Origin of the sequence: Microbacterium mitrae, assembly GCF_008017445.1 — a bacterium.
GTDB classification, from domain to species: Bacteria; Actinomycetota; Actinomycetes; order Actinomycetales; family Microbacteriaceae; genus Microbacterium; species Microbacterium mitrae.
Genome location: NZ_VRSW01000001.1, coordinates 1,316,966 through 1,339,999, shown reverse-complemented (window position 1 = coordinate 1,339,999; position 23,034 = coordinate 1,316,966). Strand labels below are relative to the sequence as shown.

General features: G+C 65.3%; 19 protein-coding genes. 13 read left to right on the top strand and 6 right to left on the bottom strand.

The window, feature by feature from the left end:
* Positions 1 to 13: 13 nt before the first annotated feature.
* The 5 genes from FVP60_RS06155 (at position 14) to FVP60_RS06135 (ending at position 5,401) form a co-directional block, all read left to right on the top strand.
* Positions 14 to 970, top strand: a complete 957-nt coding sequence (locus FVP60_RS06155) for an EamA family transporter (protein WP_246132471.1) — start codon at positions 14 to 16, stop codon at positions 968 to 970.
* A gap of 107 nt (positions 971 to 1,077) precedes the next feature.
* Positions 1,078 to 1,755: a GntR family transcriptional regulator gene (locus tag FVP60_RS06150; RefSeq protein WP_147825331.1), complete on the top strand. Its 678-nt coding sequence runs from the start codon at positions 1,078 to 1,080 to the stop codon at positions 1,753 to 1,755.
* Between the two features lie 9 nt (positions 1,756 to 1,764).
* The gene (locus FVP60_RS06145; protein ID WP_147825330.1) at positions 1,765 to 3,288 is read left to right on the top strand and encodes an MmgE/PrpD family protein; all 1,524 of its coding nucleotides are present in this window, start codon (positions 1,765 to 1,767) and stop codon (positions 3,286 to 3,288) included.
* 14 nt (positions 3,289 to 3,302) lie between these two features.
* Positions 3,303 to 4,202, top strand: coding sequence for a methylisocitrate lyase (gene prpB, locus FVP60_RS06140; RefSeq protein ID WP_147825329.1), 900 nt, complete (start codon positions 3,303 to 3,305; stop codon positions 4,200 to 4,202).
* Between the two features lie 17 nt (positions 4,203 to 4,219).
* A complete protein-coding gene (locus FVP60_RS06135) occupies positions 4,220 to 5,401 on the top strand; it encodes a bifunctional 2-methylcitrate synthase/citrate synthase (RefSeq protein ID WP_147825328.1) in 1,182 nt (393 codons plus the stop codon).
* Between the two features lie 67 nt (positions 5,402 to 5,468).
* Here FVP60_RS06135 and FVP60_RS06130 read toward each other — a convergent pair whose 3' ends face one another.
* The 3 genes from FVP60_RS06130 to FVP60_RS06120 form a co-directional block, all read right to left on the bottom strand.
* Complete coding sequence (locus FVP60_RS06130; protein ID WP_147825327.1) at positions 5,469 to 8,924, bottom strand: choice-of-anchor I family protein; 3,456 nt, start codon at positions 8,922 to 8,924, stop codon at positions 5,469 to 5,471.
* Positions 8,925 to 9,107: 183 nt separating this feature from the next.
* Positions 9,108 to 11,525, bottom strand: a complete 2,418-nt coding sequence (pepN, locus tag FVP60_RS06125; protein WP_147825326.1) for an aminopeptidase N — start codon at positions 11,523 to 11,525, stop codon at positions 9,108 to 9,110.
* Between the two features lie 37 nt (positions 11,526 to 11,562).
* On the bottom strand, positions 11,563 to 12,201 hold the full coding sequence (locus tag FVP60_RS06120; RefSeq protein ID WP_147825325.1) for a hypothetical protein: 639 nt from the start codon (positions 12,199 to 12,201) through the stop codon (positions 11,563 to 11,565).
* 154 nt (positions 12,202 to 12,355) lie between these two features.
* On the opposite strand from FVP60_RS06120, the gene FVP60_RS06115 reads away from it, so the two are divergent.
* The 4 genes from FVP60_RS06115 to FVP60_RS06100 are packed head-to-tail and all read left to right on the top strand — an operon-like array spanning position 12,356 to position 16,749.
* Positions 12,356 to 13,855, top strand: a complete 1,500-nt coding sequence (locus FVP60_RS06115; protein ID WP_147825324.1) for a CoA-acylating methylmalonate-semialdehyde dehydrogenase — start codon at positions 12,356 to 12,358, stop codon at positions 13,853 to 13,855.
* 7 nt (positions 13,856 to 13,862) lie between these two features.
* A complete protein-coding gene (locus tag FVP60_RS06110; protein WP_147825323.1) occupies positions 13,863 to 15,014 on the top strand; it encodes an acyl-CoA dehydrogenase family protein in 1,152 nt (383 codons plus the stop codon).
* Between the two features lie 28 nt (positions 15,015 to 15,042).
* Complete coding sequence (gene mmsB / locus FVP60_RS06105) at positions 15,043 to 15,939, top strand: 3-hydroxyisobutyrate dehydrogenase (protein ID WP_147825322.1); 897 nt, start codon at positions 15,043 to 15,045, stop codon at positions 15,937 to 15,939.
* Between the two features lie 33 nt (positions 15,940 to 15,972).
* A complete protein-coding gene (locus FVP60_RS06100) occupies positions 15,973 to 16,749 on the top strand; it encodes an enoyl-CoA hydratase-related protein (RefSeq protein ID WP_147825321.1) in 777 nt (258 codons plus the stop codon).
* A gap of 15 nt (positions 16,750 to 16,764) precedes the next feature.
* On the opposite strand, the gene FVP60_RS06095 is transcribed toward FVP60_RS06100, so the two are convergent.
* Positions 16,765 to 17,304, bottom strand: coding sequence for a MarR family winged helix-turn-helix transcriptional regulator (locus FVP60_RS06095; RefSeq protein ID WP_147825320.1), 540 nt, complete (start codon positions 17,302 to 17,304; stop codon positions 16,765 to 16,767).
* Positions 17,305 to 17,498: 194 nt separating this feature from the next.
* Here FVP60_RS06095 and FVP60_RS06090 point away from each other — a divergent pair, with 194 nt between their 5' ends.
* Genes FVP60_RS06090 through FVP60_RS06080 form a run of 3 tightly spaced genes read left to right on the top strand, consistent with a single transcriptional unit; the run spans position 17,499 to position 21,099 of the window.
* Complete coding sequence (locus FVP60_RS06090; protein WP_147825319.1) at positions 17,499 to 18,275, top strand: electron transfer flavoprotein subunit beta/FixA family protein; 777 nt, start codon at positions 17,499 to 17,501, stop codon at positions 18,273 to 18,275.
* Between the two features lie 11 nt (positions 18,276 to 18,286).
* Complete coding sequence (locus FVP60_RS06085) at positions 18,287 to 19,261, top strand: electron transfer flavoprotein subunit alpha/FixB family protein (protein ID WP_147825318.1); 975 nt, start codon at positions 18,287 to 18,289, stop codon at positions 19,259 to 19,261.
* A gap of 2 nt (positions 19,262 to 19,263) precedes the next feature.
* The gene (locus FVP60_RS06080) at positions 19,264 to 21,099 is read left to right on the top strand and encodes a cytochrome b/b6 domain-containing protein (protein WP_147825317.1); all 1,836 of its coding nucleotides are present in this window, start codon (positions 19,264 to 19,266) and stop codon (positions 21,097 to 21,099) included.
* Here the strand turns inward: FVP60_RS06080 and cofE are convergent.
* Together cofE and FVP60_RS06070 are read right to left on the bottom strand one after the other, a co-directional pair.
* On the bottom strand, positions 21,096 to 21,863 hold the full coding sequence (cofE, locus tag FVP60_RS06075) for a coenzyme F420-0:L-glutamate ligase (protein ID WP_147825316.1): 768 nt from the start codon (positions 21,861 to 21,863) through the stop codon (positions 21,096 to 21,098). The two genes, FVP60_RS06080 and cofE, sit on opposite strands and share 4 nt — an antisense overlap.
* Positions 21,863 to 22,369: a GNAT family N-acetyltransferase gene (locus tag FVP60_RS06070; protein WP_147825315.1), complete on the bottom strand. Its 507-nt coding sequence runs from the start codon at positions 22,367 to 22,369 to the stop codon at positions 21,863 to 21,865. The genes cofE and FVP60_RS06070 overlap by 1 nt, the downstream gene beginning before the upstream one ends.
* A gap of 99 nt (positions 22,370 to 22,468) precedes the next feature.
* Here FVP60_RS06070 and FVP60_RS06065 point away from each other — a divergent pair, with 99 nt between their 5' ends.
* Positions 22,469 to 23,032 carry an acyl-CoA thioesterase gene (locus FVP60_RS06065; RefSeq protein WP_147825314.1) on the top strand — a complete coding sequence of 188 codons (564 nt, stop codon included), beginning with the start codon at positions 22,469 to 22,471 and terminating at the stop codon, positions 23,030 to 23,032.
* Positions 23,033 to 23,034 lie beyond the last annotated feature (2 nt).

Here is a 23,034-nt window from a genome sequence, read left to right as displayed (position 1 = left end):
ATAGCGTCGGGACGTGACTGGCCCCATTCTGTTACCCTCGCCAACGCCGAAGAAGAATCACACGCGGCTGGGGCTCATTCTTGCGATCGCGACGGCGTTGAGCTTCGGAACCTCGGGTGCGCTCGCGAAGGGATTCATCGACGCGGGATGGACGCCCGGTTCGGTCGTGCTCGCCCGCATTTGGATCGCCGCCATCGCGCTGGCCATTCCGACGCTGATCGCGATGCGTGGCCGGTGGGGCGTACTGCGCAAAGCGTGGCCAATCGTGCTGTTGTACGGCACTCTGGCTGTCGCCGCGACCCAGCTGTTTTACTTTCAGGCCGTCGTCACGATTGACGTCGGCATCGCACTGCTCATTGAATACACCGCACCCGTCGCGGTGGTCATCTGGGTGTGGGTGCGCTCTCGCGTGCGACCCTCCGGCGCCACCTTCATTGGGGCGGCGATCGCGCTGCTCGGCCTGGCCGTCATGCTCAACGTGTTCAGCGGCGTGAGCGCCGATCCCGCCGGCGTGCTCTGGGCGTTCGGCGCCATGATTGGCGCCGCCGCGTACTTCATCCTGTCGGCGCGACAAGACATTGGTGTGCCGCCCATTGCGCTCGCCGGGTTCGGGCTTTTCGTCGGTGGCACCGTGCTCGGCATTGCTGGCGCTTTCGGTATTCTGCCGCTTCACGCGTCCACCGATCCGGTCACGTACGCATTTGGTTCCGTGCCGTTCTGGATTCCGCTGCTCGCACTGGGGCTCGTCTCCGCGGCAATCGCCTACGTGCTCGGAATTGTGTCGACCCGCATGCTCGGCTCGCGACTCGCCTCGTTTGTGGCGCTGAGCGAAGTGGTGGCAGCGGTGCTTTACGGTTGGCTGCTCGTCGGCCAGGTGCCGGGATTCATGGAGATCATCGGCGGCGCACTCATTCTCGTCGGCGTCATCATCGTCAAGCTCGGCGAACGCGAGGTCGACGCGCTCGCGTAGCGGAACCCGGCGGTCGCACGCCCTTTGTATACGCTAAGCCCCGGTTGAGGTTCCAAAGGTTGCCTTGATGGGTTTTGTGTATACAATAGCTTTCACAAGGAGGTGCCATGCGGGCGAGTGATCGTGCATATGTGACGCTTCTCGGTGAGATTCAATCGGGAGCGCTGCCGCCGGGCACCGTGCTGGGTGAGGTCGAACAGGCCGCACGCCTGGGCGTTAGTCGCACTCCGTTGCGAGAGGCCATCGGCCGCCTTGCCGCAGACGGGCTCGTTGCCCAACAATCGCCGCGCGTCACCGTGGTGACCGACGTTGATACCGACGACATTCGCGAGCTGTTTGAAGTGCGTCGCGCGCTGGAAGAAACCGCCGCACGCCTCGCCGCCGAGCGGGGCGACCGCGCCACCTTTGCGGCACTGGCGACAGCCTTCGAACGCACCGACATCGACGGCGACGAAGGCCTTGATGACTATTACGCCGTCATTGCTCGATTTGATGAGCGCCTCGACGCGGCCGTTCGCAACGACTACCTCACCGCGGCGCTGCGCACCGTGCGCACCCACCTGGTTCGTGTGCGGCGACTCGCCCGCGACAACCCGGCGCGGCTCACGCAGTCCATTGCGGAGCACCGCCTCATTGCTTCGGCAATCGCCGCGGGCGATGCCGACCTCGCAGCACACGCGACCCACGTGCACCTGCACAATGCCCTGACCAACATTTTGGCGGCGCTGCCGGAGACCACTTCGGCGGCGAGCCCCGCAACACCCACGAGCAACCTCCACGAGTAAGGACAACACATGACTGTTCAGCACCACGTGCGCGTTTACAAGAGCGCAGAAGACCTCCCCCGCGAAGAGCAACTGGCCTTCAAGATCGCCCAGGTTGCCGCTGATCCGGTTGAGGTCGACGCTGACGTCATCGACATGATCATCAACCGCGTGATCGATAACGCTTCCGTCGCCGCGGCGTCGCTGACCCGGGCCCCCATCGTGTCGGCTCGCGCTCAAGCGCTTGACCACCCGGTCTCACGCGGCGGCGCTGGCGCGAGCATCTTCGGCCTTGACGAAGAGCGCACCAGCCCCGAGTGGGCCGCATGGGCAAACGGCGTTGCCGTTCGTGAGCTCGACTACCACGACACCTTCCTCGCCGCCGAATACTCGCACCCCGGCGACAACATTCCGCCGATCCTCGCGGTCGCGCAGCACGTTGGCAAGGACGGAAACGCGCTAGTGCGCGGCATCGCCACCGGCTACGAAATTCAGATGGACCTGGTGCGCGGCATCAGCCTCCACAAGCACAAGATCGACCACGTCGCACACATCGGCCCGTCGGCTGCTGCCGGCATCGGCACGCTCCTCGGACTCGACGCCGAAACCATCTACCAGGCCGTGAGCCAGGGCCTGCACACCACCACCGCAACGCGTCAGTCGCGCAAGGGTGAGATCTCCACGTGGAAGGCGCACGCCCCCGCGTTCGCCGGCAAGATGGCCGTCGAAGCCGTTGACCGTGCGATGCGCGGCCAGACCTCGCCGAGCCCCATTTACGAAGGCGAAGACGGAGTCATCGCCTGGATGCTTGACGGCCCCGACGCCTCCTACCTGGTTCCGCTGCCCGCCCCGGGCGAAACCAAGCGCGCCATTCTCGACTCGTACACCAAGGAGCACTCGGCCGAGTACCAGGCTCAGGCGTGGATTGACCTGGCCCGCAAGCTCGGCAACGAGAACCCCGCGCTGCGCGACCCGGCAAACATCGCCTCGATCGTGCTGCACACCAGCCACCACACGCACTACGTGATCGGCTCGGGCGCGAACGACCCGCAGAAGTATGACCCCAACGCCTCGCGCGAGACGCTGGATCACTCGATTCCGTACATCTTCGCGGTTGCGCTGCAGGATGGCGCGTGGCACCACGTTGACTCGTACGCGCCGGAACGCGCGGGTCGCGCTGACACCGTCGAGCTGTGGAACAAGATCACCACGGCAGAAGACGCCGAGTGGACGCGTCGCTACCACTCAGAAGACCCCGACGAGAAGGCTTTCGGCGGTCGCGTTGAGATCACCCTGACCGACGGTTCGACCGTGGTCGATGAGATTGCTGTTGCCGATGCGCACCCGCTCGGTGCTCGTCCGTTCGCGCGCGCCGACTACATTCGCAAGTTCCGTACTCTCGCCGAGCCCGTGCTCGAAGAGGCCGAGATCGAACGCTTCCTTGACCTGGCGCAGCGTCTGCCCGAGCTTTCCGTCGACGAGGTGCGCGAGCTCAACATCATCGCAAAGCCCGGTCTGCTCGACGGCATCGAGTCGCCGCGCGGCCTGTTCTAAGCCGGAGAGAGCACATGCTGTACTCACAAGTCACCGCGGCCGAAAAGCGCCGCCTGTTTCGCGAGCGGTTGAACACCGGCGAACTCCTGCGGTTTCCCGGGGCGTTCAACCCGCTGTCTGCCCGCCTCATCGAGCAAAAGGGTTTCGAGGGTGTTTACATCTCGGGAGCCGTGCTCTCGGCCGACCTTGGCCTGCCCGACATCGGGCTGACCACGCTCACCGAGGTTGCCGGTCGCGGCAAGCAGATCGCTCGCATGACCGACCTGCCGACCCTGATCGATGCCGACACCGGGTTTGGCGAGCCGATGAACGTCGCCCGCACGGTTCAAGAGATGGAAGACGCCGGGCTTTCCGGCATGCACATCGAAGACCAGATCAACCCCAAGCGGTGCGGTCACCTCGATGGCAAGTCCGTCGTCGATGAGAGCACCGCGCTCAAGCGCATTCGCGCCGCCGTTGACGCGCGTCGTGACGAGAACTTTCTCATCATGGCGCGTACCGACATCGCGGCGGTCGATGGGCTGCAGGCGGCGATCGACCGGGCCAAGGCGCTCGTCGACGCCGGCGCTGACGCGATCTTCCCGGAGGCCATGCACAGCCTCGAGCACTTCGAAGCCGTCGTGAACGCGGTCGATGTTCCGGTGCTCGCCAACATGACCGAGTTTGGCAAGAGCGAACTGTTCTCGGCTCAGCAATTGGCTGATGTCGGCATTCGCATCGCCATCTGGCCGGTCTCGATGCTGCGCATTTCGATGGGTGCAACCGGTCGCGCTCTTGACGAACTCAACACGGCCGGCCATTTGACCGGCAAACTGGACGAGATGCAGCACCGCGCTGATCTCTACGACCTCATCGACTATGAGGCCTATAACCACTTCGACACCAGCGTGTTCAACTTCCGGGTTGAGCGGTAAGCCAGAAGGAGTAACTCATGACGGAAGTCGACATTAAGAAGGGCCTCGCGGGCGTCGTCGTTGACGTCACCGCCATCTCGAAGGTCAACCCCGAGACCAACAGCCTGCTGTATCGCGGATACCCCGTGCAAGAGCTGGCCGCGACGCAGCCCTTCGAGGCGGTCGCGCACCTGCTGTGGACGGGCAACCTGCCCACCGCCGCCGAGCTCGCAGAGCTCCGCGCCACCGAGCGTCAGCACCGTGCGCTTTCGCCCGAGGTGAAGGCCGCGATCGACATTCTGCCGACCACCGCACACCCGATGGATGAGGTGCGCACCGCGGTCAGCGTAATCGGCGCGCTCGATGCCACGGGCGATGTGATGGACGCAGCCGGAACCCCGGAAGAGAACCAGGAGCGCGCCATTCGGTTGTGGGCGCAGTTGCCGGCGATTGTTGCCTACGGCCAGCGTCGCCGCCGTGGCGAAGAGCTCATCGCACCGCGCGATGACCTGGACTACTCGGCAAACTTTCTCTGGATGACCTTCGGTGAAGAGCAGCACGAGATCGTCGTTGATGCCTTCAACCGCTCCATGACGCTGTATGCAGAGCACTCGTTCAACGCCTCAACATTCACGTCTCGCGTGATCGCGTCGACCCTGAGCGACCTGTACTCGGCGGTCACCGGAGCCATCGGCGCCCTCAAGGGGCCGCTGCACGGTGGCGCCAATGAGGCCGTGCTACACATCTTCGACGCCATCGGTTCGGCCGAGAACGTGACGCCGTGGCTGGATGAGGCGCTCGGCGCCAAGCGCAAGATCATGGGCTTCGGCCACCGCGTCTACAAGCGCGGCGACTCGCGCGTGCCGACGATGAAGGCCGCGCTTGACACCCTCGTTACGCACTACGACCGTCCCGAGGTTGCCGCACTCTACGACGCGCTGGAGAGCGAGTTTGTCGCGCGCAAGGGCATCTACCCGAACCTGGACTACCCGTCGGGCCCGGCTTACAACCTGATGGGCTTTGACACGCTCACCTTCACGCCGCTGTTTGTCGCCGCGCGCGTAACCGGTTGGACCGCACACATCATGGAGCAGCTGGCCTCAAACGCGCTGATTCGCCCGCTCTCGGAGTACGTCGGCCCCGCCGAGCGTCACATCGACGGCTACGTCGCAACCGATGCCGAGCTCGAAGCCGCCAGCCGCGAGGCCGAAGCCGAGTAGGCGGAACCAGAAGCACAGAATCGGGGTCGCCCTCCATCGCGGAGGGTGACCCCGATTTGTTTGTCTGCTACTGGGTGCGCGTGCCGCGGCGGCGGAGCGCCGAAAGCACGAGGCCGCCAGCGAGCAGCACGGCAGCGCCCAGCGCCAGTGCATACGGCGCCTCGGCACCCGTCACGGCCAGCTCGTTTCCGCCGCCGCTGGTTCCGGAACCAGCACCCGCGCTGCCCTCAGCACCACCGGTTCCGCCACCCTCACCCGGCTCGCCCTCGCCTTCGCCCTCGCCTTCGCCTTCGCCCGGCTCGCCGGTCGCGAGAATGGCGCGGCCAAGCGGCGCCGGATCGACGACCGGATGTGCGGCAAAATACGCGACCGTCAGGCCGAGATCCGCCTGACCGGTATCGACGCGGTCGGTGCCCTGCGCAAAGGTGACGAAGTTATCGCCGCCGCTCGCGAGGAAGGAGTTGGCCGCCACGGTGTAGCGCGCCGCCGGGTCAATCGGTGTGCCGTTCAGCGACATCGACAGAATGTGCTCGCCGCGCGGCGCGTCGTCAACGTAGGTGTAGCTGAAGCCTTCTGACACTCCGAGATGCAGCTTGGGGCGGGAGGCGCCGTCTGGCTGCCACTGCTCTTCGAGCACGCTCTTGATCTGCGCACCGGTGAGGGTCAGCGTGACGATGGTGTTCGCAAACGGCTGCACGCTCGCCACATCGCGGTAGGTGACGGAACCATCGGTGCCGTAGCGCAGGTCGGCGCGCAGTCCGCCGGGATTCATGAACGCGATATCCGCCGTGGGTACGGCAGCAGCGGGCGTCGCGCGTGCCGCCGCGGCCTCCGCGCTCTGACCAGACGCTGCCCACAGTGTGACATCGGCGATGAGGTTGCCCATGGCCGATTCCACCCCGCGATCGGAACCATTGGTTCCGCCGCGCAGAATATCCGCGCTGATCGCGCCGACCGTGACACTGCCCTTGTCCGCCGCGACGGCCGCGGCCTCGGCGACGATCGCCGCGACCTCTTCGTCGGCCGGGTAGAGGGCGGCGCCGTCGGCGGTGAGCGGCACGAGGTCACCCGAAATTGCGACGAGCTGCTTCGATTCAGAATCGACGGTCATCGAAATCTGCCCGAGCGTGGTGCCGTACTGGTGTGCCTGAATCACCGGGCGCGCGTTACCCGCAGGGTCGTTGACCTCACAGGCGTACGCCTGATGGGTGTGGCCAGAAATGATCGCGTCAATATCGCTCGATGCTCCGGCGACGAGCGCCCCGTACGTCGTGCTGGCGTCGGTGAGGTCAGCACAGCTTGAGGTTGCCTGGCCGTTGTGGGTGAGCAGCACGATGACGTCGGCGGCGCCCGCGGCGGTCAACTCTGTGGCCACCCGGTTGGCGGCCTCCAGCTCATCACCAAACGTGACATCGGCGATGCCCTCGGCCGAAACCATGGCCGCTGTCTCTGCCGTCACCGTTCCGATAAACGCGACGCGCACGCCGTCGACCGTCTGAATGCTGTACTCGTCAAGCGCGGGCTCGCCCGTGGCGCGGTCGTAGACGTTCGCGCCGAGCGCATACTGCGAGCCGCCGAAGCGCGGAACCACGCGGTCGGTGAGGTCAGCCATTCCGGCGTCGAACTCATGGTTGCCGACGGCCGAGGCATCGAGTCCTGCAGCCACGAGGGCGTCAATCGTGGGGTTGTCGCTGTCGATGAACGACGTAAACGTGGAGGCGCCGATGTTGTCGCCGGCGGAGACAAACAGGGTGTTCGGGTTTTCCGCAGTCAGCGTCGAGACGGCGCCGGCCAGCACCGCGGCGCCGGGCTCGCCGCCACCAAGGTTGGCCTCGATGCGGCCGTGAAAGTCGTTCACGTTCAGAATCTGCACCTCGGTGAGTCCGTCATCAATCGCAAACAATGTCGTGGTTCCGCTCACCTCATTGGCGACCGCCAACATCGGCTCGCCGGTGGGGGAGGCATCGGCGGGAATGAAGGTCACGCCTTCGGCGCCCAGGTCCCCGGCAGACGACAGATCCGCTTCGGCATCGGCCGCGAAGTCGCGATTGTTGACGTAGGTAACGAAGGTCGCGTCGGTCGGGGTCGTGATGTCGTAGACGACGACGCCGCCAACCCGCTCCAGCCCGACAAACGCGTAGGTGCGGCCATCGATCGCGCCGACGGCCACGCTTTCCGGCTCGGGGCCTTTGTCGTCGCTGCGGCCCTCGGCGTTGGCCTCGGTATGGTTGGAATTCACGAACGCGCCCAGCGCGTCAAACGTGATTTGCTCAAACGCGGCGCCCGAATCGAACACCAGCGTGCCGTCGGTGGTGAAAATCGAGAACGAGCGGCCACCAAACGCGTATAGCTCGTCGTAGCATCCGGCGTCGGCGTTGAAGCCGAGTTCGCGGGTCACGTTGAGCCGCCCGAGTTCTGCGTTTCCGGTGAGCGAAGCGAAGTTCTCGCACACCGGGCCGTAGCCATCATCGGCGAGGTCTTTGACGCGGGAAGGCTCGGCGTAGTCGCCCCATTCCCGCGCGTCGCCCTCGTTGGCGGTCACCAGGTACGTGGTTCCGTTGGCCTGGTACGACGCGATGCCGTCAGGCATGTAGACGCCAAACAGGTTCTCGTAGGTGCGCTGCGTGAACGCGCCGTCTTTGTCGGAGGGGTCGAGCGCGTTGGCGTCGAGGGCGTGATCCTTGAACCCGAGCGGGGTGATCGCGGTGACGGTGGCGGTAGCCAGGTCAACCGTGGCAATCGCGTTGGCCTCTTGCACTGAAACGTACGCCGTGGCGCCGTCGATCGTGACGTATTCGGGCTCCAGGTTGCGGCTCACCGGGTAGTCGGCCTCCGGAGTCGGTCCGAAAACGCGCACACCGGCGGGCAGATTGTCGCCCTCAAAAGCGTGAAAGTCTGCGATGCGCACGTCGCTCTGCGCGGGAGACGCAACCGTGGCAGGCAATGCCACCACGGCGACGGAACCTTCGGGGTCGGTGGCGAAGTCGTCGGCCGGCTCTCCCTCGTTGGCAACCACAGCCGTGGTTCCATCTGCCGACAGCGCCACCATATCGGGCAGCGCGCCCACGGTCACCGAGCCGAGGATCACGGGCTCATCGGCATTCGCATCGAAGAACACCAGGGTGCCCGGGTCGGTCTTCACCGGCGCCTCAAACGCAATAACGCCGAGGCCATCGTCACGCACCGCAACCGAGTTCGCGACGCCGGTGCCGGCGACGGCGAACAGTTGCGTCATGGCGGCCGGATCGCTCGCATCAAGCACCGAGACGGAACCAGCCTGCGCGTTAACGACAAAGAGGCGGCTGTTGTAGGCGGCGACGATTTCGGCGGCAGATTCGTCGAAGACGCCGGTCTCGAATGTGCCGAGCGGCTTCAGCGTGAAGCGCGCGTCGGGGGTGGATACCTCGATGGGGTCGGCAACGATGGCGGCGGTAGCGGGCGACGGCGCGGCGAGCGCCAGCGTGCACGCCACGGCCGCGACCGCGACGGAACCGGCTGAGCGCCGGAAGGATCGCGAAAGCATGAGTGTTCCTGATCGGTTGGAGATTCACGGCATGCGGGAGCGCATGCGCAGGACTCTTCCACCGTCATCGCCGCGGGTGACGGCCGTGTGAACGGGCCGCAAACGCCGGGGTAATGCCGTGCGAGCAGGTGTTGCGCGTGAGGTGCGGGTGGTGTTCGGCTGCGCTGATGCAGGTGTCGCGCGTTACGCGGTCGCGGCGCGCATGTGCTCCAGATCATCGAGGTGATCGTTGAAGCCACGCAGCGCGACCGTGGGAACATCGGTCTGCACCACGGCGCGCAGCTCAGCCACGAGGGCTTCGCCACCGTCGGGTAGAGCGATCGCGGGCAGTGCCCGCCCGATCAACTGCCCCATGGCTTGGCCCTGAGTGCGCGCGAAGGCGGCGAACTCCCGCGGTGCGCGCTCTGCGTACTCGGCAACCAGCTCGCCCTGCTCGATGCCCCAGAAGCCTTCGGCGACGGCGCTGAATTCACGGTTGGAGAGGGTTCCGCTCACCAGGCGCTCCCAGGCCGCAGCCTTCGCGGCGGCCGTGGGAAGAGCTGCGGTCGATCGCAGAGCCGCGTGCGCGCCGGCGGTCGTGCGGTCGCGCTCAGCCTCTGCCGCGATAACGGTGGAGTCGCCGAGCTCAGCCAGACGCGTCACGTACATCCAGCGCACGGCAGGATCCTCCGCGGCGGCCAGCCGTTGCTTCAGTTCGACCGGGTCGCTACCGGCGTGCGCGAAAATTCGCTCAGCGGCGGCGTGCAGGTGCGTTTTCGGTGAGGCCAGCACCAGGCGTGCAAGCTCCGCGAGCAGGTCGAGGTGCGCGCCGACGGTCTCGACCGTGCTGTGCGTTGCCGCCATTCGCAGCGCCAAGCCGATGGCGCCCTCGAAGACGGTGGCATCGTCTTCGTCGATCAACTGGGTGCGGGCGAGCGTGATGAGGCTCGTCGTTGACCGCGTGCCGCGCTGCACTCCGGCAACGGCCGTTGCCCACAACAGGCCGCGAGTGAGCGGGCGCTCGATGCGGCTCAGCGCGGCATCCAGTGTTGCCTGCGAGGCGGCGTCAAGCTCAAGCGCCGCGTAGGTTTCGTCGAGCGCGTTCGGCAGAACCGCGAGCCCCGCGAACGCCTCCAAACGAACCGGCTCGTCGGCGAGGTCAACGACCTCTTCGCGGGCAACGGAACCATCGGGTGCAAAGCCGGTGACGGTGAAGCGGTGGGGGCGGGTTCCGTTTCGCGTGAGCACCGGAACCTCGCCGTCGCGAGAGACGGTAATGGTGTCAAAGCCGGTGGTACGCAGCCATGCCGTCGCCCACGAGCGCACATCGCGGTCGGTAGCGGCATCGAGGGCATCGAGAAAGTCGGCGAGGGTCGCGGTTGCGAACGGGTGCGCCGAGAGGTGCGCGTTCACGCCGCGAATGAAGTCGTCTTCGCCGAGCCAGGTGACCAGTTGGCGCAGCACCGCATTGCCCTTGGCATAGGTGATCATGTCGAAGTTGGCGAATGCCGTATCAACGTCGACGAGGTTTTCTGCGTCTTCCGCGATGGGGTGAGTGGAGCGGCGGGAGTCGGCGGAGTAGGCACTGAGTTTGCGACCAAGAGCTGCGGCCGTCCACGTGTCGGTTCCGGTCGCGCGACCAGAAACTTCGTATCCCATGTAGTCGGCGAACGACTCATTGAGCCAGGTGTCTTCCCACCACGCCATGGTGACGAGGTCGCCAAACCACATGTGCGCCATCTCATGCGCGATGACCGAGCTCATGGCGTGGCGCTGCATGGCGGTGGGTTCACCCGGCGTCAGCAGCTCGTCGCGAAACGCGACGCAACCCGGAAACTCCATCGCCCCCCAGTTCAGGCCCGGCGTAAACACCTGCTGGTAGTCGGCGAACGGGTAGGGCTCGTCAAACGTCGTCGTGTAGTGCGCAAAAGCACGCGAGGTCACGAACTTGAGGCTCTCAAACTCGCGCTCCAGCGCCGCCGCCTGCGAGGCGCGTGCGTGCCAACCGAAGGGCAGCGAGCCGCTCGGCGCCAAGGCGTACGGTTCATCCCACGTCTTGGAGACGAAGGGGCCGCCGCAGACGAAGAAGATGTACGTCGAGAAGCGGGGCGTCTTCGCGAAAAACCAGGTGTCGCCCTCGCGGCGATCGAACAGCCCGTTAGCCAGGACCGTCCAGTGACTGGGGGCGGTGACCGATACGGTGAAGGAGGTCTTGATATCGGGCTGGTCAAAGGATGGAATCACTCGCTGCGCGATATCCATCGCGGTGAAGCCGCTGACGTAGCGTTCGTCGTCTGCGGGGTCAATCACGACCGTCATGCCGTCACCATCGGTGACGTAGGGCATGCGAGCGCGCACGGTCACCGTGTTCTGCGCCGCCAACCCCGTCAACGTGATGCGGCGCCCGTCGTATGCCCACGTGGTTCCGTCTGCCGTCTGCACCGTGAGCTCGGTGGCATCGGTCAGCTCCAAGAAGCTGGTCGCGCCCGGCGTCGAGCACGCAAACGTGATGGTGGTGACGAGGTCGTAGCGATCGGTCGAGGTGAGATCGAGGTGAACGACGGTGTCGACCTCAGAGATCAGAGCGGAACGGGTGCGGGCATCGGCAAGCGTGAGTGACACACCTCACACCGTACCCTTTGGCGCGCTGTCGTTGGCGCTAGGTGCGTGCGTTGCGAACGCGACGCACAATCGCGGTCACCACGATCAGTCCGACGATGCCCGCCAGCACGCCGATCACGGCGGAGGCAGGAATGGGCGGGCCGATACGCGATTCATCGGCGGCGTCGGGGGAGGCGGAACCAGGGAGCGCCGTTTCAGATTCGGTCGTTGCGGGCGGCGTCGGTTCTGTCGTCGCCGGTTGTTCTGTCGTCTCGGCGGGAGGTGCGGTGCCGGCAAGCACGGTGATGGGAATCACAATCGGGGCGAACTCGTCTGTGCCAATGGTGAGGTTGTGAACGCCCACCGGAAAATCTGCCGGAATCGTCACCGCGAAACCGGTGTCGCCATAGCGGTCTGCGGCCGGAATGTCGGGCACGACGATGGCGCCGTCGCCGAGGTTCGCGGTGATGATGCGGCCGGTGCGAAGGTCAGAAACAGTGACCTGCAGGGTTTCGCCCTGCGTGATTTCACCCGTTCCGAAGTACACCTCGGCCCATTCGTACGTCTCCATCGGAACCGCGGCGGCCGCCGGCGTGCTGGCGCTCGCGGCGGGGGCAACGAACGGAGCAACCAGCAGCGCCATCACGAGCGCAAGCAGCGCCCACAGGGAGCGCCGGGAGGTCAGGGTGCGAGGCATGAGGACTTTCTGTCGGGCTCATTGGCGGGCCCGTCGCTAACCAGAATGCCAGACGCGGCTCAGCGGAGGTAGCGGTGGCGAGGGTATTCCTTTTAGTAGGACATCCATGTAATCTGAGCAGTGTGCCAACGAGGGCACAGACAGGGGTGTCACATTGGTACGTCAAATCCCGCACTTTGTAGGCGGAAAGCGCACTGAAGGAACATCGGGGCGTTTCTCCGATGTTTTCGATCCGTCGACCGGTGAGGTGCAGGCGCAGGTCGCCTTGGCAAGCACCGCCGAAGTCTCGGCCGTGATCGAAAACGCGCAGCAGGCGCAGCTGAAATGGGCGGCAACCAACCCCCAGGTGCGCGCCCGCGTGATGATGAAGTTCGTCGAACTCATCGCACGTGACCGCGACGAACTCGCCCGCCTGCTCTCCAGCGAGCACGGCAAGACCGTTGACGACGCCAAGGGCGACATTCAGCGCGGTGTTGAGGTTATCGAGTTCTGCATCGGTGCCCCGCACCTGCTCAAGGGCGAATACACGGTCGGTGCCGGCACCGGCATTGACGTCTACTCAATGCGACAGGCGCTCGGCGTTGTTGCGGCGATCACCCCGTTCAACTTCCCCGCGATGATTCCGCTGTGGAAGGTTGGCCCCGCGCTCGCGTGTGGCAACGCCGTCATCCTGAAGCCCTCAGAACGCGACCCCTCGGTTCCGATTCGTATCGCAGAACTCTTTCAAGAAGCGGGCCTGCCCGACGGCGTACTTAACGTCGTCAACGGCGACAAGGAGGCCGTCGACGCGCTGCTGAACGATGACCGCATTCAGGCGGTCGGCTTCGTCGGTTCCACGCCCATCGCGCAGTACATTTACTCGACCGCGACGGCCAACGGCAAGCGCGCGCAGTGCTTTGGTGGCGCCAAGAACCACATGATCGTGATGCCAGATGCCGACCTTGACCAGGTCGCCGACGCACTGATCGGTGCCGGCTACGGCTCCGCCGGCGAGCGCTGCATGGCGATCTCCGTTGCTGTTCCGGTGGGAGACGAGACCGCAAACGCGCTGTCGGCCAAGCTGGCAGAACGCGTCGCCCACCTGAAGATCGGCCCGGCGCTCGCCGAGGGGATGGACTACGGCCCCCTCATCACGCGCGAGGCCGTTGACCGGGTCAGCGGTTACATCCAGCAGGGAATCGATGAGGGTGCAACGCTGCTCGCAGACGGCCGTGGCTACGTGGTTGAGGGCTACGAGAATGGCTTCTACCTCGGCCCGACGCTGTTTGACAACGTCACCACCGACATGACGATCTACCGCGAAGAGGTCTTCGGCCCGGTGCTCGTCATCGCCCGCGCCCACACCTACGAAGAGGCGCTGGCCATGGCCACCGACCACGAGTACGGCAACGGCGTCGCGATCTTCACCCGTGACGGCGACACCGCCCGCGACTTCACGACGCGCGTGCAGGTCGGCATGGTCGGCGTCAACGTGCCGATTCCGGTGCCCATCGCGTATCACACGTTCGGTGGCTGGAAGAAGAGTGGCTTCGGTGACCTCAACCAGCACGGCCCCGACTCGTTCCGCTTCTACACCAGGACCAAGACGATCACGAGTCGTTGGCCGTCAGGCATCAAAGAAGGTGCCAGCTTCGTCATTCCCACGATGAATTGAGAACTCCATGAGCATGACCACCACGACTGAAGAAGAACTCTCCGCGATTCTTGACGCGGTTCGCGACTTCGCCGCCTCCGAGATGGCGCCTTACGCCGCCGAATGGGACGAACACGGAACCTTCCCCCGCGACACCCTGCAGCGTGCGGGTGAGCTGGGGCTGGGTGGCATCTACGTGGCAGAAGACGTCGGGGGTGCGGCCCTCAGCCGCTCCAACGCCGCCGCGATCTTCGAGTCGCTCGCGTACGCCGACCCGACCATCACCGCCTACATGACCATTCACAACATGGTCGGCTGGATGATCGACACGTTCGGCACCGAAGAGCAGCGCCAGACGTGGCTGCCCGGCCTCACGGCGATGGACATGTTCGGCGCATATTGCCTGACGGAACCAGGGGCTGGCTCCGATGCCGCCGCGATCACGACGTCGGCGATTCGCTCCGGCGACGAGTACGTTCTGACCGGTGTGAAGCAGTTCATTTCTGGCGCCGGCGAGGCCGGGGTTTACGTTGTCATGGCGCGCACCGGCGAGCCGGGCGCTCGCGGCATCACCGCATTCTTGGTTCCGGGTGACTCCAATGGGCTGTCGTTCGGCGCGAACGAGAAGAAGATGGGCTGGAAGGCGCAGCCGACCCGCCAGGTGATTCTCGACGAGGTTCGGGTGCCTACGGCCAACGTGCTGGGCGAGGTGGGTGGCGGTTTCAAGATCGCCATGCGCGCACTCAACGGCGGGCGCATCAACATTGCCGCCTGCTCGCTGGGTGGGGCAGCCTGGGCCCTCGACAAGGCCGCCGCCTACGTCAAGGAGCGCTTCACGTTCGGTGAGCCGCTCGCGGCCCGCTCGACGGTGCAGTTCACGCTCGCCGACATGGCGACGGAGCTGCGCGCCGCCCGCGCCCTGGTGCGTGAGGCAGCACGCAGCATTGACGAAGGTTCCGCCGACGCGGCAATGCTCTGCGCCATGGCGAAGCGCTTTGCGACCGACGCGGGCTTCAAGGTTGCCAACGATGCCCTGCAACTGCACGGCGGCTACGGCTACCTCGCCGACTACGGCATCGAAAAGATCGTGCGCGACCTGCGCGTACACCAGATCTTGGAGGGCACGAACGAGATCATGCGCGTCATCATCGGTCGCGAAGTTCTCGAGGGCAAGCGCTAACGCGCAAGCGGAACCAAGGAGGACGAGCATGACGAACATTGCATTTCTCGGGTTGGGTCACATGGGGCTTCCCATGGCAATCAACCTGCACAAGGCGGGCCACTCCATTGCCGGCTTCGACGTGGTTCCGGCCGCTATCGATGCGGCGCGAGCTGCCGGCCTTTCGGTCGCCGACACCGCGGTCGACGCGGTGATCGGAGCCGAGGTCGTCATCACGATGCTTCCGAGCGGCAAGCACGTGATCGATGCCTACGCGGGCGATAACGGGCTGCTGGCGAACGCCGCGCCCAACACGCTGTTCATTGACTGCTCGACGATTTCGGTGCTGGAGGCGCGCGAGGCGCACGACCTGGCAGCGGCCGCCGGCCATCGGAGCCTGGACGCACCCGTCTCTGGCGGCGTTGTTGGCGCCGAGAACGGAACCCTCGCGTTCATGATCGGTGGCGCAGACGACGTCGTGGCATCGGCCCGCGAACTCTTTGAAATCATGGGATCGCGCATTGTGCACTGCGGCGGCGATGGCCTCGGCCAGGCCGCGAAGGTGTGCAACAACATGATCCTCGCGATCAGCCAGATCGCCGTTTCGGAAGCCTTCGTCCTGGGCGAGCGCCTGGGGCTCACGCACAATGCGCTGTTCGATGTTGCCGCGCACGCGTCAGGGCAGTGCTGGGCGCTCACCACCAACTGCCCGGTTCCCGGTCCGGTTCCCACCAGCCCCGCCAACCGCGAGTACCAGCCCGGCTTCGCCGGCGCGCTCATGGCGAAAGACCTCGGGCTGGCGCTGGCCGCCATTGAAGCGACCGGCGTTGATGCGCAACTCGGGCGTCACGCGCAGCAGATGTACGCGGACTTTGCCGCAGGTATCGGCGCAAACCAGGACTTCTCTGGCATCATCAACACCATTCGGGCGTCTTCTGGCGCGTGAGATCGCGTGACGTTTCACGCAAGAGAGGCGAGCATGATTGATTTTGAAACCATCCTGGTTGACACCCGTGGCCGCGTTGGCTGGATCACGCTGAACCGCCCCGAGGCGCTGAACGCGCTGAACGCGCAGACCATGCACGACGTGGTGATCGCCGCGGAACAGTTTGATGCGGATCCAGGCATTGGCGCCATCGTAATCACCGGTGCCGGACGAGCCTTCGCCGCGGGTGCTGACATCAAAGAGATGGAAGACCGCACTGGCCTTGACATGCGCCTGGGCAACTACTTTGCCGAGTGGGGGCGCCTGGTTGCCGTGCGCAAGCCCGTCATCGCCGCGGTGAACGGTTTTGCCCTCGGTGGCGGCTGTGAGCTGGCGATGATGTGTGACATTATCTTGGCCGCAGACACCGCCAAGTTTGGTCAGCCGGAGATTAACCTCGGCGTCATTCCCGGCATGGGTGGCTCGCAGCGACTGGCGCGCGCAATCGGAGCCTACAAGGCCGCCGAGCTCGTGCTGACTGGTCGCATGATCGATGCTGCGGAGGCAGATCGTGCCGGACTCGTCTCGCGCGTTGTGCCTGCTGATGCGTTGCTCGATGAGGCGCAGGCTATGGGCGACACCATCGCCGCAAAGTCGCTACCCAGCGTGCTGGCCGCGAAGGAGCTCATTCGCACCTCGCTCGAATCGCCGCTCGCGGAGGGGTTGCGTCACGAGGCCGCGCTGTTTGCTTCGCTGTTCGACACTCGTGACCAGAAAGAGGGCATGGCCGCGTTCCGCGAAAAGCGCCAACCAGCCTTCGAAAACCGCTAGAAACCGGAGTGTGGGTCAGTCGGGTTCGCGGGTGGATTCGGGGTCGTTGACGAAATCGCCAGCACCCTCGCGGAACCGTGCGACGATCGCCACCAGAGCGGTGGTGTCGGCATGATTCATGCCGACACGTTCAAAGACCTCGGTGTTGAGCGAGACGGTCGCGTCTTCGACGACGGCGCGACCGCTCTCGGTCAGCAGCAGCAGCGCGGCGCGACCGTCAGAGGGGTGCTTGACTCGTTCGATGTAGCCGTCTTTCACGAGACGTTCTACCGTGTTGGTCACGCTCGTGGGGTGCACCTGCAGGCGATCGATCGCGCTGGCAAGGGGCAGTCGCCCGGCACGCGTGAAGGCCAACATGCGCAACATCTCGTACCGCGCGAAGGTCAGCTTGTGTGGTTTCAGGGCCGCATCGACACTGGCCTGCATGAGCTGCTGGGCGCGCATCACGCTCGTCACGGCAGTCATTCCGGCGGCGGCGTCATCCCAGCCATGCACGTGCCACTGCCGACGCGCCTCAGCGATCGGATCAACACGAAGCGGATTCTGCCCTGCCATGCGCCAACGCTATCGGTTTTGCGCCGTTTTCTCCGCCGAATCGAAGCGTGTTACGTTTGGCCTAATGTTTGCTTGGTTGTGCGGAATGTATACATAGGCGCCCGCCTGATGGCTTATCAATGCGATAGCCCACAGCGAATGGGTACATTGAAATGGCGTCTATTAGACTCGCGACGAACGAGGAGGAGCTATCGATGAAGATCATCGTCCTGGTCAAGGAAGTCCCTGACACCTATGGTGACCGCAAGCTGAATCTAGAAACCGGTCTCGCTGATCGTGGTGCAAGCGAGGCGGTGCTCGACGAGATCGGCGAGCGCGCGCTTGAGGTTGCTCTCTCCTACGCAGACGCGAACGCCGGCACCGATGTTGTCGTGCTGTCGATGTCGCACGACGGTGCAGCCGCAACGATCCGCAAGGGTCTCGCGATGGGTGCCGCCAGCGCCGTGCAGATCGCCGACGAGAAGCTGCTCGGCGCCGACCTGCGCCTGACCGCTCAGGTGCTCGCCGCCGCGATTGAGAAGACCGGCTACGACCTCGTCATCGCCGGAAACTCCTCCACGGACGGCTCCGGCGGCATGGTTCCGGCGATGATCGCAGAGCTGCTCGGCGTCGTTTCAGCCACCGGCCTCAGCACGGTAGAAATCACCGACGGTGCGGTCACCGGCACGCGCCCGATCGATGGCGGCTCGCAGACCATCACCGCGACCCTCCCGGCCGTCATCTCGATCTCCGAGGCGCTTCCCGACGCACGTTTTCCCAACTTCAAGGGCATCATGGCGGCTAAGAAGAAGCCGTTTGAGACGCTGTCGCTGGCAGATCTCGCGATCGACGCCGATGACCTTTCGCAGGCGCACTCCATCATGCTGACGGTCGCCGAGCGCCCGCCGCGTGAGGCCGGCGTCAAGATCGTGGACGAGGGCGACGCAGGCGAAAAGCTTGCCGAATTCCTGATCCAGAACCGACTGGTGTGAGGACGAGAGTAATGACGAACTACCCCGCAGACTCCATTCTTGTCGTTCTTGAAACGACGACCGCAGGCGCCCTCACCCCGGCTGCGGCCGGTCTTCTCGGTGCCGCCTCCGGCGTCGGAACCCCGGTAGCGCTGATCGTGAACGGTTCCGCTGAAGCCGCAGCCGAGGCGGCACGACTCGGTGCCGCGCACGTGTTGGTGACCGAAGGTTCCGATGCGCAGACGCTTAACCTCCCCGCCGTTGATGCTGTTGCCGCAGCCGTTGCCGCTGTTCAGCCTGACGCCGTGCTGCTGTCGCACTCCATTGATGGCCGCGATATCGCTGGCCGTCTCGCCGTGCGTGCGAACGCCGCGCTGGCGGTTGACGCGGTCGGTGTCGCGCGCGACGGTGAGGGCGTGATCGCCGAGCACTCGGTCTATGGCGGCGCCTTCAACTCGACCTCGGCTGCCACGTTCGGCCCGCTGGTCGTCACGATTCGCCAGGGCTCGATCGACGCACGCGCAACCGAGCAGCCGCTGGCTTCTGAAACCCTCATGGTTGCCGCATCGGGCAAGCCCGCCGCCACGATCAACTCGGTTCAGGAAGAGGTTGTGGAATCCTCCCGCCCCGAACTGCGCGGCGCGGCCAAGGTTGTCTCCGGTGGCCGCGGCCTCGGATCGCAAGAGAAGTTCGTGCTGGTCGAACAGTTGGCTGACGCTCTGGGAGCCGCGATTGGCGCCTCCCGCGCCGCCGTCGATGCCGGCTACATTCCGCAGTCGCACCAGGTCGGCCAGACCGGCGTTTCGGTTTCGCCCCAACTGTACGTGGCGCTGGGCATTTCCGGCGCGATCCAGCACCGCGCCGGCATGCAGACCGCCAAGACCATCGTCGCGATCAACAAGGACGGCGAGGCTCCGATCTTCGACATCGCCGACTTCGGCGTTGTCGGTGACCTCTTCACCGTGGTTCCGCAGTTGATCACCGCGCTCGAGGCCCGGAAGAAGTAGGCATGGCGACCTATAGCCGTTCGATCAGACGCGGCTTGCCCCGCGTGGCCGGCGGAGACGCGTGGCCTGCGGGCGGCGTCGCCCCCGACGGCGGCGACCTCCCCGCCGAGCCCGCTGCCGATTCGATGCCACCCGCTGTCGAGGTGGTTGAGGCAACGACTGCGGTTGCGGAACCAGTGGCTGTCGTCGCGGCGGAAGTAAGCGCCGGTGAGGTGGCTGATGCCGCGCCCGTCGCGTCTGTAGCGCCTGAGGCCGCAGAGGCGCCGGCTGGTGCGGACTCTGCTTCTGATTCTGCTGCTTCTGCTGCTACGGGGGGTGCGGCGCTGCGCCGCGGACTCCCGCGCACACCCGGTGGCGAACCCTGGCCGCCCGCCGGCGCTACCACTGGGGCTGCTGTCGCCTCCGCCGCTTCGGCTGTGGCCGCGCCTGCCGTGGCACCGCCCGTCGCCGCGCCTGCCGCCGCGGCTGCACCCGTAACTCCGGCCGCCCCCGACGCACAGGCTCCCGCCCCACAGGCCCCCAACGCACAGGCTTCGGCCGCGCAACCGGCAGCTGCCCCGCCCGCATCGCTGGGGCAGGTTGCCGGCGAAGCCGTCGCCCTGCGCCGCGGACTCCCGCGCGTTGCCGGCGGCGACGGCTGGCCACCCGCTGGCTCCGTTGCGCGCCCCGCGGTGGCCGCGCCCGCCCAGGCGCCGGTCGACGCAGCCGCACCCGTAGCGGCAAACGTAGCCGCAGCAACAACGGAGGCTGCCTCAGGCGCCGCTGGCGTGGTTCCGCCCGCCGCTGCACCCGCAGCCACCGCCGTCGCACCCGCACCCCCGGCGCCCGCTACGGCGAAGGGCTACGACGTCAGCACGCCGCTGCCGTTTAAGCCGACGGTTTTTGCTGGCAAGTACGCCGAGGTTCCGGTGGTGAAGCGCGAAAAGCGTCGCTACGGCAAGTTCACGGCCGGCCAGTGGTTCGGCGTTCTGGTGCTCTCGGGCGCCGTTTTGCTGGGTGCCGCTGCCATGGCTGTCATCGCCGTGCGCCTGCTGCTGAGCCTGCCGTTCATGCAGGACTTCCTCACCACCTACCCCGGCGAGTACGACCTGCCGGAAGGCTCGAAGCCGGGCTTCCCGGCGTGGGCGCAGTGGCAGCACTACTTCAACATGTTCCTGATGCTGTTGATCATCCGCAGCGGATGGCGGGTTCGTACCGATCGCCGCCCGAGCGCGTTCTGGACGCCCAAACGCTCCACCGACGGCCGCGGCAAGATCAGCCTGACGCTGTGGCTTCACCAGTCGCTTGACCTGCTGTGGGTTATCAACGGTCTGGTATTTGTGGTGCTGCTGTTTGTGAGCGGTCACTGGGTGCGCATTGTGCCGACCAGTTGGGAAGTGTTCCCCAACGCGCTCTCCGCGATCTTGCAGTACGTCTCGCTGGATTGGCCCACCGAGCACGGCTGGGTCAACTACAACAGCATTCAGCAGCTGATGTACTTCGTCGTCGTGTTTATTGCGGCGCCGGTGGCGATCATCACGGGTCTGCGCATGAGCAACCTGTGGCCGAAGAAGGCAGAAAAGCTGAACAAGGCCTACCCGGTAGAGGTGGCGCGTGCGCTTCACCTGCCGACGATGCTGTTCTTCGTGCTGTTCATCATCATCCACGTGTTCCTGGTGTTCGCCACCGGTGCGCTGCGCAACCTCAACCACATGTTCGGCGGAACCGACGAGGTCAGCTGGACGGGATTCTGGCTGTTCTTCGCCGGACTCTGCGTGATGGTGGGTGCAGCGATCGCTGCTCGTCCGCTCGTGATCGCACCGATCGCGAAGCTGTTCGGAAAGGTCAGCGCCCGCTAAGCGTCGCCGGAAGCTGCTTTGAGGCCTGCGTCGAATCCTTCGGCGTAGGCCTCAGCACTTCCGGTGTGAAACATGTCACGCTCCGGCGGGCGCACGATGGAGCGCGCTCCGGGCAGATCGAGCGAGCCCACCAGGTCGGCGCGGCCGCGCACAATGGCGACGGGCTTGCGCGAGGTCTTGCCTTTCACCAGGTCGGTGGCGCTCGCCAGTTCGTCGGCAACGCACGGCATGGTCACCACAAGGGGGCGGCCCTCGGCGTCGACGGAACCACGCAGGTCGTCAAAAACGTGCACTCCGGCTGCGCCGATGGCCTGGTCGGTTTGCCCCTCGCGCCAGGCGCGACCCAGAGTGTCGGTGATGATGACGCCGAGCGGCACACCCAGGCGTTCACGCAACGATGCTGCCAGCCGCCGCGCAGAGGCGTCCGGGTCTTCGGGAAGCAGCAGGATGGTTCCGTCTGGCGTATTGCTGGCATCAACCCCGGCTGCGGCCGCGATAATGCCCAGCCGGCTCTGCACAATGCGCGTGGTGTGACCCGTCTCGGAGGTGCGAGTGGCAACCACGCGCACGGTCTCCTCGGTGATGGCGGCCTCGCGGTCGTTCGCCACCCGCGTGCGACCCTCTGCTTTTGACACGATCTTGCTGGTGACGACCACGATGTCGCCCGCCTGCAGTGGCTGATCCAAAGCAGAAATGACAACATCGGCGAGATCGACGCCCTGCGTAATCTCACCGATGTTATCGAGTGCCCAAATCTGGAGCATTAGCGAACCAGGCGCACCTCGGTCAGGCTCTCGCCCAAGAAGGGCTCGGTGTGCTTGGCGCCATCGGCGACGAAGCCGTTGCGCTGGTAGAACCGGTGGGCGCGAGGGTTGTCCTCGGCGACCCACAGGTAGAGCGGTTGTCCTTCTGGGACGACCGCGTTGAACAGTTGCTGTCCGATTCCCGTGCCGTGATACGCGTCGAGGAGGTAGATAAAGTACAGCTCACGTTCGCGCGGGGCATCTTCGTCCCGCGCAGGACCTGAGCCGGCAAAACCGACAACTTCTCCGTCAACGAGCGCGGCGTACTGAACGTATTCGGGGCCCTGAGAGGCCCACGAGGTCCAGAGTTCCGCGAGGCGCCGTGGAGATACCTTCTCCAGTGCGGCGGTGCTAATCAGGTGATCGTACGTCTCGTGCCATGTGGTCGCGTGGACACGCCCAATAGCCTCGGCGTCGCTGACACGGACGGGACGAACAACGACATTGGTCTGCAGTTCGGCTTCCATGGCCAGACTCTAAACCGCGCAGTGCCAGAACGTGAAATCGGTGGAGACTCACACACAGCGATTCGCGTCGTCTCGCGGAGTGCGAGTAGCATCACCGGCGTGAACGTGATGTGGCGAACGCTGTTGTCAATCCTCTTCGCGCGCCGTCGTGTGCGCCGCAACGGGCTGGTTCCGCCGCGAACCGTCACGCGCATTCGCCTCACCACCCTGCCCACCGATATCGACATCTTGCGGCACATGAACAACGGCCGCTATCTCTCGCTGTTTGATCTTGGCCGCTGGGATCTGCTGGTGCGAACCGGCGTCGCCGACGTGATGAAACAGCAGAACTGGTATGCCGTGGTGTCGGCCGAAACCATTACGTTTCGCAAGTCCCTGCAGCTGTGGCAGCGCTTTACCGTCGAGTCGCGCCTGTTGGGGCACGACGATCGCGCGATCTACATGGAGCACCGCGCCGTGGTGAAGGGTGAAATCTACGCGAAGGTGATCGTGCGTGCCCGCATGTTGAAGCGTGGCGGCGGAACCGTCAGTCACGAAGAGCTGTTTGCGGCGGTTGGTAAGCCCGACATGATTCCTGACATCGCCGACTGGGTACACGAGTGGGCGGTGGCGTCGTCGTTGCCGTCGCCGCGCCAAGATGCGCCCAGCGTGTGGGAAGACTAACG